10 protein-coding genes and 1 pseudogene are annotated in these 12,231 nt (G+C 45.1%); 3 read left to right on the top strand and 8 right to left on the bottom strand.

Features of this window, described 5'->3' with window-relative positions:
* Positions 1–53: 53 nt before the first annotated feature.
* From clpX to MTR11_RS05270, 4 genes and pseudogenes are all read right to left on the bottom strand, one after another.
* Positions 54–1,334 (bottom strand): ATP-dependent protease ATP-binding subunit ClpX, encoded by a 1,281-nt coding sequence (gene clpX / locus MTR11_RS05285; protein ID WP_005390528.1) that lies wholly within the window; start codon positions 1,332–1,334, stop codon positions 54–56.
* Between the two features lie 70 nt (positions 1,335–1,404).
* Complete coding sequence (gene clpP / locus MTR11_RS05280) at positions 1,405–2,031, bottom strand: ATP-dependent Clp endopeptidase proteolytic subunit ClpP (protein ID WP_005382347.1); 627 nt, start codon at positions 2,029–2,031, stop codon at positions 1,405–1,407.
* 105 nt (positions 2,032–2,136) lie between these two features.
* A complete protein-coding gene (gene tig, locus MTR11_RS05275) occupies positions 2,137–3,444 on the bottom strand; it encodes a trigger factor (RefSeq protein ID WP_005390526.1) in 1,308 nt (435 codons plus the stop codon).
* Positions 3,445–3,717: 273 nt separating this feature from the next.
* Positions 3,718–3,930: pseudogene (locus MTR11_RS05270) on the bottom strand (hypothetical protein).
* A gap of 40 nt (positions 3,931–3,970) precedes the next feature.
* Between MTR11_RS05270 and MTR11_RS05265 the strand changes: the two are divergent.
* From MTR11_RS05265 to MTR11_RS05255, 3 genes are all read left to right on the top strand, one after another.
* On the top strand, positions 3,971–5,776 hold the full coding sequence (locus MTR11_RS05265; protein WP_243327097.1) for a sensor histidine kinase: 1,806 nt from the start codon (positions 3,971–3,973) through the stop codon (positions 5,774–5,776).
* Between the two features lie 4 nt (positions 5,777–5,780).
* Complete coding sequence (locus tag MTR11_RS05260; protein ID WP_005390512.1) at positions 5,781–7,118, top strand: sigma-54-dependent transcriptional regulator; 1,338 nt, start codon at positions 5,781–5,783, stop codon at positions 7,116–7,118.
* Between the two features lie 78 nt (positions 7,119–7,196).
* Entirely contained in the window at positions 7,197–7,379 is a 183-nt protein-coding gene (locus tag MTR11_RS05255) for a hypothetical protein (protein ID WP_041853050.1), read from the top strand.
* A 42-nt stretch (positions 7,380–7,421) separates the two neighbouring features.
* On the opposite strand, the gene MTR11_RS05250 is transcribed toward MTR11_RS05255, so the two are convergent.
* The 4 genes from MTR11_RS05250 to MTR11_RS05235 all read right to left on the bottom strand — a co-directional run bounded on the left by MTR11_RS05250 (position 7,422) and on the right by MTR11_RS05235 (position 12,212).
* Complete coding sequence (locus MTR11_RS05250; RefSeq protein ID WP_114322558.1) at positions 7,422–8,783, bottom strand: TRAP transporter large permease; 1,362 nt, start codon at positions 8,781–8,783, stop codon at positions 7,422–7,424.
* A 3-nt stretch (positions 8,784–8,786) separates the two neighbouring features.
* Positions 8,787–9,461 (bottom strand): TRAP transporter small permease, encoded by a 675-nt coding sequence (locus MTR11_RS05245; RefSeq protein ID WP_243327096.1) that lies wholly within the window; start codon positions 9,459–9,461, stop codon positions 8,787–8,789.
* A gap of 70 nt (positions 9,462–9,531) precedes the next feature.
* Complete coding sequence (locus MTR11_RS05240; protein WP_005390503.1) at positions 9,532–10,530, bottom strand: TRAP transporter substrate-binding protein; 999 nt, start codon at positions 10,528–10,530, stop codon at positions 9,532–9,534.
* 212 nt (positions 10,531–10,742) lie between these two features.
* Entirely contained in the window at positions 10,743–12,212 is a 1,470-nt protein-coding gene (locus MTR11_RS05235; protein ID WP_243327095.1) for a protein adenylyltransferase SelO, read from the bottom strand.
* Positions 12,213–12,231 lie beyond the last annotated feature (19 nt).

The raw sequence follows: 12,231 nt of genomic DNA, 5'->3' as shown, positions 1-12,231 counted from the left end.
GAGAAATAAAAAAAGGAGGTAATTACTTACCTCCTTTTTCATTACGGCTGAATTTATTCTGCTCCAGCGGCCTGATTGTCTGAGTTGCTATAAATAAGCAATGGCTCTGACTCACCATTGATGACGGACTCATCAATCACGACCTTACTTACGTCTGTCGCAGATGGCAGTTCGTACATGGTTTCCAGTAATACGCCTTCAAGGATCGAGCGTAAACCACGAGCACCTGTTTTACGCTCCATTGCTTTCTTAGCGATAGCGCGCAGCGCATCTTCTCGGAACTCAAGTTCGGCGTTTTCAAGCTCAAACAATGCTGCGTATTGCTTGGTTAATGCGTTCTTCGGTTCACATAGGATCTGAATCAACGCTTCTTCATCAAGCTCAGTCAGTGTTGTTGTCACAGGAAGACGACCAATGAATTCTGGAATGAGTCCGTACTTCACTAAATCCTCAGGCTCAACCTGAGTAAATAGCTCACCCACGGTCTTCGATTCGTTTTTAGAACGAACTTCAGCACCGAAGCCAATACCTGTACCTGTTGCAACACGCTGCTCAATCACCTTATCTAGGCCAGCAAATGCACCACCACAGATGAACAGGATCTTCGACGTGTCCACTTGTAGGAATTCTTGCTGAGGGTGCTTACGACCACCTTGAGGTGGAACCGAAGCAACCGTACCTTCGATAAGTTTTAGTAGCGCCTGCTGAACACCTTCACCAGATACGTCACGCGTAATAGATGGGTTTTCAGCTTTGCGTGAAATTTTATCAATTTCATCAATGTAAACGATGCCGCGTTCAGCTTTAGCTACATCGTAATCACATTTTTGCAGAAGCTTTTGGATGATGTTTTCAACGTCTTCACCCACATAACCAGCCTCGGTTAGTGTGGTTGCGTCTGCCATTGTAAATGGCACATCCAAGAATCGAGCTAATGTCTCAGCAAGTAGTGTTTTACCGCTACCTGTTGGGCCAATTAGAAGGATGTTACTTTTACCAAGCTCCACACCTTCACTCGTTGTATCACCATTGCGTAAACGCTTGTAGTGGTTATATACCGCAACTGCGAGCACTTTTTTCGCGTAATCTTGCCCGATCACATAGTCATCAAGGTGTTCACGGATCTGTTTTGGCGTTGGTAACGCTTCAGATTCTTTCTTAGGGAGAACATCCTTGATTTCTTCGCGAATAATATCGTTACATAAGTCGACACACTCGTCGCAAATGTACACTGACGGACCTGCGATTAGCTTGCGAACTTCGTGCTGACTTTTGCCGCAGAAAGAACAGTACAGCAATTTACCGCTGCCACTTTCTTTGCTTTTATCTGTCATTCGCTAACCTCTTAGCCTTTACTCTTCATGAATGAGTGTATATCAATTTTTGCCAAAATGCGCTGGCTAATTACTCGCCGCGGTGGCTTAACACTGCATCCACGATACCGTATTCCACAGCCTGCTCTGATGACATGAAGTTATCACGATCAGTATCGCGCTCAATGACTTCAAGAGGTTGGCCAGTATGTTCTGCTAACAACTTGTTTAGCTTCTGCTTAATGGTCAGGATTTCCTGAGCATGGATTTGGATATCAGAAGCTTGACCCTGGAAACCACCCAATGGTTGGTGGATCATTACACGAGAGTTAGGCAGTACGTAACGCTTACCTGGCGCACCACCTGCTAACAGGAAGGCACCCATTGAACATGCTTGACCCATACATACAGTGCTCACATTTGGCTTAATAAACTGCATGGTATCGTAGATAGACATACCAGCTGTTACGCTGCCACCTGGCGAGTTGATGTATAGGAAAATATCTTTATCTGGATTTTCAGATTCTAGGAAAAGTAGCTGAGCCACGACAAGGTTTGCCATGTGGTCTTCCACTTGACCCGTTAAAAAAATCACGCGCTCTTTCAGCAGACGTGAGTAGATGTCGTAAGAGCGTTCGCCGCGGGAAGTTTGTTCAACCACCATTGGTACTAGCGCGTCCATAATTGGCGACATTGCATTTTTTTCTTGGTAGCTCATATTCTTATGTCCCTAAAATAAATGGCCCGGATGATGACTATCATACGGACCATTGTTAGCAGAATAGTTAACGTTAAGTCAACCTTCTACGCAAGATATTGCTTATTAAGCAGCAGGTTGTTGTTGGTTAAGTAGCTCGTTGAAGCCTACTTCTTTCTCAGAAACCTGTGCTTTAGCGATGATCGCGTCGATTGCTTGCTCTTCTAGAGCTACATTGCGCATGTTGTTCATCATTTCTTCGTTTTGCTCGTAGTAAGCAATAACTTCTGATGGGTCTTCGTATGCAGTAGCCATTTCTTCAATTAGAGCTTTAACTTTCTCGTCGTCCGCTTTTAGCTCTTCAGACTTGATTACTTCACCTAGTAGAAGACCAACTACTACGCGACGTTTAGCTTGCTCTTCGAACAGCTCACGTGGAAGCTGAGCAGCAGCTTCTGGGTTACCACCGAAGCGTTGTGCAGCTTGTTGACGTAGAACTTGGATTTCTTGCTCGATAAGCGCTGATGGTACGTTGATGTCGTTTTGCTCAACTAGACCGTCAATCGCTTGCTCTTTGATGCGGTTCTTAACAGCTTGCTTAAGCTCGCGTTCCATGTTTTTACGAACTTCAGCTTTAAGTGCTTCAACACCGCCTTCAACAACACCGAACTTAGCAACGAACTCGTCGTTTAGTTCTGGTAGTTCACGAGCTTCAACTTTGTTCACTTTGATTGCGAACTTAGCTGCTTTACCTTTTAGGTTTTCAGCGTGGTAATCTTCTGGGAAAGTCACATCGATGTCGAATTCCATACCTGCAGTTTTACCTGCGATACCGTCTTCGAAACCAGGAATCATGCGACCAGCGCCCATTTCTAGTGGGAAGTTCTCAGCTTTACCGCCCTCGAATTCTTCACCGTCGATAGAACCAACGAAGTCAATGCTTACGCGTTTGCCATCTTCTGCTGCTTCTTCAACTTCAACCCAAGTAGCTTGTTGCTTACGTAGAGTATCGATCATCTCTTCTACGTCTGCGTCTTTAACTTCAGTTAGCGGTTTTTCAACAGTGATGTTTTCTAGGCCTTTAAGCTCAACTTCTGGGTAAACTTCAAAAGTTGCAGTGAAAACTAGGTCTGAACCTTCTTTGTTTTCTACAGGAGCGAAAGTTGGAGCGCCAGCTGGGTTGATTTTCTCTTTAACGATAGCTTCGATGAAGTGGCGTTGCATAACTTCACCAAGAACGTCTTGACGTACTGCTTTGCCGTACATCTTAGCAACCATTTTTAGAGGCACTTTACCCTTACGGAAACCATCGAAACGACGGTTTTTAGCGATGTTGCGTAGTTCAGCTGTTACAGCGTCTTCGATGTTTGCAGCTGGAACAGTAATGTTTAGACGGCGCTCTAGGCCCTCTAGCGTTTCAACAGTAACTTGCATTATATATAAACCTCTAAAGTGGCTCGGTTTTCCGAGCGTATGAGCGAAACTCAGCGGAGCTTACGCTTCATCCTTGTGTAGTGTTCTGTCCGAACACCTAATTTAAATCGAGTATCGATACTGTTTGTCAGTACCGGACTAATCAGTGATATCTTCGATAAAATTACCAAAGGTATCTCCTATTAGCCTCAGGACAGAATTTTTAGACGCGACATTCTAGCGATCTGTCGCAACCCTGTCGAGCCAATAGCCACTATGTGGACATTGTCTGCGCTAAATTCTCGAATGCTGACCCATTTTTTCTTCAAAAATGCGATTCAAACACCATCTAAGTATCGTCAGCATATCTAGAATGGGGACAATAGCGACTTTTTCAAGAGAATCGACCGGTTTTTTTATCGAAAAGCCTAAAAAGAGATCTTGCTCTTGTTTTACTCCACAGAGTTGAAAACTAAATCCCTAATCCTCCCTACAAACTATTAACATTTTCTTACGTGACCAAAGGAAAGGTTTAAGGAGTGTAAGGATGTCGCAAAAAAACCGGATTCTGCTGACTTTTTTTGCCTTCTATTTCCTTTGCGCAATCATAGGTGGTCATTGGGTTTGGCAGACTAGTTATCAATCATTGCTTGATAAACACCAGTCCCAACTTGAGCAATTTTCTAGTCATATTAAAAACAAACTCGATAAATACGCCCATATCCCTAACCTTCTGGCCAAAGATGACCCTCTCCATCAAGCGTTACTGCATCCAAATAACAGTGCCCAACTGGAACTCACCAATCGGTATTTAGAATCCGTTAATGACGTGATTGAAGCGGCAGATACCTATTTAATCGATCAATGGGGTACGACGGTCGCGGCCAGCAACTGGCGTAAAGAGCGATCTTTTATTGGACGAAATTTTGCGTTCCGCCCTTATTTCAAACAAGCAATCGTTGGGGAACGAAGCCAATACTACGCGCTTGGTTCGACTTCGGGTAAGCGTGGCTACTACTATTCTTATCCGATCATATACGCGGGCGGCGTCCTTGGTGTGGTCGTGGTTAAGATGGACTTGAGTAAGATAGAAGACAACTGGCAGCAGCCAAATAGTGTGTTCGTCGCGAGCGATCCGCACGGGATTGTTTTCATGAGTAGCCGAAGTGATTGGCTACTCAAAAGCTTACAACCACTGACTGAGAATGAAAGAAAACAAGTTTGGGCAAGCCGACAATACCTTGATGAGCCAATTGAAACTCTAGGATTGGTGGGCAATGTGGAGGAAACGCATTCTGAGCTAAAACAAGGTTACCCATATAACAAAGGGACCTTGGTGGTCTCTTCGTTGCCCCTACCAGAGCTCAAGCTGACCATCCGTGTACTATCTCCTAAGCAGTCTATCGTCTGGCTCACAATGGGTTACATTTTTGTACTTACTCTTGCATTCACCGTGTTGTTTTTAATTGGCCAGCTCATCTATCACCGTCAACAACGCCACTTACAACTTGAGAGAATTCAACAAGAGGCCAATCAAAAACTTGAATATCAAGTCATGGCTCGCACCGCAGAATTGCAAGCAGAAATCGCCCAGAGAATAGAAACCGAACAAACACTTCGCCTAACGCAAGACGAACTCGTTCAAGCTGCGAAACTAGCAGTATTAGGGCAAATGTCAGCCAGTATCAGTCATGAACTGAATAATCCACTTGCGGCCATTCGCAGCTTTGCTGAAAACGGCAAGCTGTTCCTCCAAAAAGAAAAATATGAGCGAGTGGAAGATAATCTAACTCGCATCTCAGCCCTCACTGATCGTATGGCAAACATCAGTCAGCAGCTTCGTTCTTTCGCTAAAAAAACCAGTGGAAACGAGCTGGCTCAATCTCGTTTGTTTCCAGTAATTGCCTCAGTCAAAGAACTGATGAAACCCGCACTTAAATCTGCACGTGTCACACTAGAAATGCAGGTACCAGAGCACGATGTTGAAGTTCAGATCAATATCATTCAACTTGAACAAGTGTTGGTTAATCTGCTGACCAATGCGATAGAGGCTCTCAAAGAGCAACAAGACAAACAAGTACAGTTATCCGTAGAGCAAGACGAACATGCCGGTTTGATTTGGATTCATGTAGATGACAATGGTCCAGGGCTTGGAGATTTCTCACTTTCGGACTTATGTGAGCCTTTCCTAACTACCAAACAAAATGGGTTAGGTTTAGGGCTCTCTATCTCGCAACAAATCTTAGCCAGTATGAACGGAAGATTATGTGCCCAAAATCGAGAACAAGGCGGAGCTCGATTTTCATTGTGTTTACCTATCGCTCCTAACAACACAGAACAATCAAAAGGATGAGATCATGTGTCAGGTGTTTTTTATTGATGATGAAGCCGATCTTAGACTGGCAATAGAACAAACGTTTGAATTGGCAGATATCGATGCCACATTCTTTCCAGACGCTGAATCTGCCTTACTCGCCATTAAGCAGGGAGCCGAGCCAGGTGTGGTGATTACCGATATTTGCTTACCCGGTATTTCAGGGATGGATTTACTGAATACCCTTGTACGAAAAGACACCCATCTTCCCGTGATTATGATTACTGGTCATGGCGATATCTCAATGGCGGTTAATGCGTTACACCAAGGAGCGTATGATTTTATCGAAAAGCCATTCCCACCAGAGCACCTAGTTGAAACCGTCAAGCGCGCCATTGAGAAGCGCCAATTAACGGTTGAAAACGAGAAGTTACGCCTGTCTCTCAAGGCAAGTAAAACGCTCGGACCTCGTGTTATCGGAGAAACGTCTAGCATTCAAATGTTACGCGAAACCATTGCTCACATCGCCGATACTGATGCAGATATCTTATTGTTTGGCGAGACTGGTACAGGTAAAGAGTTAATCGCCCGCTCTTTGCATGAGCAAAGCTCTCGGCGGAACCAAAACTTTGTCGCAGTAAATTGTGGTGCAGTACCAGAGAATTTGATTGAGAGCGAACTCTACGGGCATGAAAAAGGCGCATTTACTGGCGCAGAAAGCCGCCGTATCGGTAAGTTTGAATTTGCTCAAGGCGGTACACTTTTCTTGGATGAAATCGAGTCAATGCCAATCCAAGCCCAAATCCGTTTACTGAGAGTACTGCAAGAGCGTGTGATTGAGCGTGTCGGCTCGAATGAACTCTTGCCCTTAGATATTCGAGTAATTGCCGCAACCAAAGTCGATTTGAAACGCGCTGCTGAAGAGGGAACCTTTCGCCAAGATCTTTACTATCGACTGAATGTGGTTACCTTAGATCTCCCGCCACTGCGTGAACGGAAAGAAGACATCCCTGCCCTCTTCCATCATTTCCTATTGGTAGCGGCTTCACGTTACGGTAAAAGCTCTCCTAGCTTGTCATCCCACGACCTCGCCCAACTGATGAACCATGACTGGCCAGGCAATGTTCGCGAGCTAAGAAATGCAGCAGAGCGTTTCGTGCTATTGGGTAAATTAATTCAGTTAGGAGAATCGACTCCGGTTGCCAAGCCTTCTTCAAGTCTTGCAGAACAAGTAGCAGAGTTCGAGAGAGCAGCCATTGAAGGCGCATTACTGGAAAATAACGGCAGCATTAAACAGACAATGGCACAATTGAATGTGCCTAGAAAAACTCTGTATGACAAAATGCAACGCTATCAAATAGATAAAGAGCTCTATAAATAAAACGATTCTCAAGGATTGGTATTATATCCAACTTGAATCATAATTTTTAATAATTGATTCATCATGGTTGTTACGGATATGAACGAGAAAGTGAGAATACCGATCATTACAGATACCGTGATGGTAGACGGGCAATATCAAGAAGAGAGACGTTCAGGCGAGGAGCGGCGCAAGAATAAAAAGAAGTGGCGAAGCTACGAGCGGCGAGTCCACCCAGACCCTCGTAGGCCTAGCTACAAACCCATAGACGAAGAGGTGTGAATCATCACACCTCTTTTGTTTTTCTTCAAATATCTGGTGCCATTACTTAGTAATGATTTCTGGCCCCATCAAGGTGGTTGGTAACCAAGTCGACACCCATGGCACGTACGTTACAATAATGAGGAATAGGAACATCACCGCCACCCATGGCAGTGCGGCTTTTACTACATTCATCATCGACATTTTGGCGACACCTGCAGTAACAAACAAGTTAAGCCCAACAGGTGGTGTTATCATACCTATCTCCATATTCACCACCATCATAATACCTAAGTGAATTGGGTCGATCCCCAGTGCTATCGCAATCGGGAACACCAGTGGTGCAACAATGATCAATAAGCCTGATGGTTCCATAAACTGACCACCAATCAACAGCAATACGTTCACCACAATCAAGAAGGTGATTGGTCCTAGACCAGCTGACATCATCGACTCTGTGATCATTTGCGGGATGCGTTCTTCCGTGAGAACGTGCTTCAAAATTAACGCATTGGCAATAATGAAAAGCAGCATGATGGTGAGTTTACCCGCTTCATAAAGCGTGTGTTTGGTGTCTTTATGAACGAAGGTTTGGAAGATTTTGACTAACGCAGGCTTAGTATTTTGCTTATCAGCAAATGGCCCCATGTCTTTGTATACAAAGTTGGCAATAAAGAACGAGTACACAGCAGCAACTGCAGCGGCTTCTGTTGGGGTGAAAATACCGCCATAAATACCACCGAGAATGATCACCACCAGCAACAAGCCCCAGCTTGCATCCTTAGCTGCATCAAACGTCTCTTTCCAACCGACAAATGGTTGTTTTGGCAGGTTCTTAATACGGGCAGCAATATAGATCGCTATCATCAGCATGACGCCAGCCAACAAACCCGGTATCACACCACCGAGGAACATACGTCCAACTGATACATCAGTCGCGGCAGCGTAAACTACCATAACGATAGACGGCGGAATCAGAATCCCTAGTGTACCTGCGTTACAAATTACGCCGGCCGCAAACTCTTTTGAGTAGCCGTTTTTGATCATACCTGCGATAACGATGCTACCTATGGCAACAACCGTTGCTGGAGATGAACCTGACAGCGCGGCAAACATCATACACGCGACAACCGAAGCCATCGCTAAACCACCACGGAACCAGCCTACAATCGCAATCGCGAAACGAATGATCCGTTTCGCTACACCACCTGTCGACATAAAGCTTGAAGCTAAAATGAAGAATGGAATTGCTAATAGAGTGTAGTGTCCAGCAAATGCATTAAACAACGTTTGAGCAACAGACGCCAAAGACGCATCCGAATGAATCAAAAGGAAAAGAATACTGGAAAGACCCAGAGAAACTGCGATTGGCACGCCGACGAGCATGAAGCCAATCACCATCAAAAATAGAAATAAGATATCCATGGCTTATTGCTCCTTGCTCTTAGAATTGTCTGAGGCCTTTGGAGCCATAAGATCACCGGCATCACTCATCTCTTCTTGAAGCGCCTCTAGCTCTTCTTCCGCTTCATGCCCTGCAATCAGTCGGTCGTGCTTTCCGGTAGCAATTTGCCATGTTGCCTGAGCAAATCTCAGCGTTAGCAACGCCATACCAAGTGGCAAAGCGAAATAAGGAATAAAACGTGGCAGCTTTTCGTAACGCTCTCCCTCGTTTAACCAATCCGCCATAAACTGAAGCATTTCCGGCATGGGAATATCATCCGTTTCATACCACGCTCGGTCTGTGGCGAACGGATACCAGTAGTTCCAAGAGCCAATTAAAAGCAAAATAGAGAAGGCTAAACAGCATATTGCAGCAAATAACGCTAAGGCTTTTCGTTTGCCCTCTGGCACTATGTTGATGATCACATCAACACCAATATGAAAGTGTTTTTTTACACCATAAGAAGCGCCGACCAACACCATCCATGCGAACATAAAGACGGTGAGCTCAAGCGCCCAAAGAATATTGTCGTTAAAGACATAACGAAAGATGACATTGGCAAAGGTTAACAAGGTCATGGCACCTAAGAAGAAAGCAATCAAAGTCTCTTCAATGGCATCGGTGATTCGTCCAGCCTTGGCAAAAAAAGTCTGTTCCATAATTACATCACGTCGTCTGTAGGGGAAAAGAGCCCCCTCTAATCGAGAGGGCTAAGCGTGCTAGGCGTTATTATTTTTGGTTAGAAGCCAAAGCGGCTTCAATTAGGTCAGAACCAATGTCTTTTTCAAACTTCTTCCATACTGGCTGAAGTGCAGTGACCCATTCTTGGCGCTGTTCTGGCGTTAACGTGCGAACCACACCACCAGCTTCGATGATGTTGTTTTTGTTCGCAAGGTTCACTTTGGTCGACTCAGCATTACGCTGCGCTGTCACCTCTTGGATGATTGTGTTTAGCTGCTCGCGCTGATCGTCTGGTAAGTTTTTCCAGAAGTCGTTTGACGTCACTACTAGGTAATCCAGAATCCCGTGGTTCGTTTCCGTAATGCCATCTTGAACTTCGAAGAACTTTTTGCCGTAGATGTTTGACCAAGTATTTTCTTGACCATCAATAACCTTAGTTTGCAGGCCACCGTACACTTCTTTGAATGACATTTTTTGCGGGTTTGCGCCTAGCTGTTCAAACTGAGCAACGAGAACGTCCGAAGCTTGAACACGGAACTTAAGCCCTTCAGCATCGGCTGGAGAAATGAGCGGCTTGTTGGCTGACATTTGCTTCATGCCATTATGCCAAAACGCAATACCTTGTAGACCACGTCGTTTCATTGAGTTTTTCAGCTTTTCACCGGCTTCAGAGTTTTGGAAGCGGTCAACAGCGTCGACATCGTCGAATAAGAAAGGCAGATCGAAAAGGCGGTACTTTTTGGTGAATTTCTCAAACTTAGAAAGAGAAGGGGCAGCGAGTTGAACATCACCATTTAGTAGTGCTTCCAACACCTTATCATCATCGTAAAGCGTTGAGTTCGGAAACACCTGCATACAGACTTTACCGTTCATCTCTTCGTTAACGCGTTTTTCAAGTAACGAAGCCGCAATACCTTTTGGGTGTTTGTCCGCGTTCGTTACATGGCTGAACTTGATGACCGTTTCACCTGGGTCACAATTCGCGGCAGCGTTAAAGCTCGTTACAGCAAGCGCAGAGACAGATAGTAGAGTTAGAGGCTTAAACATTATTATTCTCCTTGTTGAATCACATCCCATCCCGTCCATGAATAACTAGGTATTAGGCGATGGGTACGGATGTTCAACAAAGAGCAATTAATGGACCATGTTAAAATTCATATGCATTTCAATAAATTAACAAAGCCCATTAACATGAACACAGAGTATAACGAGTGAATTCCACCCAAGAAAAAGATTCAAATGGGTGGGAAATGACCCATTTATGAAGAACAGCTTATCTCCATTTTCTTCCCCCATTCCGGTGGCAATTTCGCGTAATCATCAAACTCGGGTTGCTCATCAAATGGGCGCTTTAACAGTTCGGCCAATCGGTGTAATTCACTAAAGTCCCCTTCTTCCGCTTTATCAATCGCCAACTGAGCCAAGTAGTTACGCAAGATGTATTTGGGATTGGCTTGACGCATCTGTTCGCACCGCTGTTCGGCTGAAATCAGCTCCCCTAGTTCATCAACCTCTAGCTCACATCGAGCTAAGTACAGATCAAGCCAAGCTCGCGCAGCTTCTCGGTCGAGAAACAAGTCGATTACGGCTTGAGAAGAATCAGTATCAAGATTTGAAAGCGTTCTAAAGAAGCGAGTGTAATCCGTGTTATTTTGGTGAAGGAGCTCAAACATTGCTTCAAATAAACGTCCATCTTCCGCGATCTTGGTTTTTAAACCCAACTTCTCACGCATTAGGCGGCTGAACTGCTGACTCAACCGGACTTCAAATTGGCTCAACGACGCTTCTAAATCTTCTCGCTCAACGAGTGGCGATAGCGCATGCGCGAGTGCTGAGAGGTTCCAAAGCGCAATTCTTGGCTGTTGGTCAAATGCATAACGGCCTTGGTAGTCGGAACGATTACAAATATATCCCGGCTCATAATCATCAAGAAAACCAAACGGGCCGTAATCAAACGTTTGACCAAGGATCGACATATTGTCGGTGTTCATTACCCCATGAGCAAACCCATACGCTTGCCAATAAGCAATCATGTCCGCTGTTTTCTGAACAATTTCACCAAACATTGCAGCGTATGGCTTCTCTGCCGATGCACAATCAGCAAAGTGCCACTCGATCACTTTGTCCGCCAGCAACTTCTGCTCTGCCAATTGATTGGTATAGAAAAAATGCTCGAAATGGCCAAAACGCACGTGGGTCTCCGCCATACGAATCAACATTGCGCCGAATTCTGTTTTCTCGCGATAAACCTGCGTGTCACTAACCATCATGCCAAGAGCACGAGTCGTCGGGATCCCAAGCCCCACCATGGCTTCACTACATAAATACTCACGAATGGTTGAGCGCAACACCGCCCTGCCGTCCCCCATTCGCGAGTAGGGGGTTAGCCCCGCGCCTTTAAGGTGAAGATCAAACCAAGTGCCATCTTGATGCTCAATTTCCGCCAACAGCAATCCACGTCCATCGCCCAAGTCTGGGTTGTAAACGCCAAACTGATGTCCTGCGTATTTCATCGCCAAAGGACGAAACGGTTCGAATTCGCTTTGCCCAGAAAAAACCGCCAATAGCTCATCGCTTTGCTCTGCTGGTAAACCAAACTGCTGCGCAAACTCACTATTCCAAGCGACCCAACGAGTATTATCCAAGGGTTGCGGCTCGACCAAAGTATAGAAAGCTGACGGTAATTGACTAAAGCGATGGGTGAAACTGACCCGTTGCCAAATGGACATGTGGGGTTCCTTAATAAAA

It is taken from the genome of Vibrio sp. CCB-PB317 (genome assembly GCF_022808245.1).
Taxonomy (GTDB): Bacteria; Pseudomonadota; Gammaproteobacteria; order Enterobacterales; family Vibrionaceae; genus Vibrio; species Vibrio diabolicus.
This window is presented reverse-complemented; position numbering and strand designations above follow the sequence as displayed.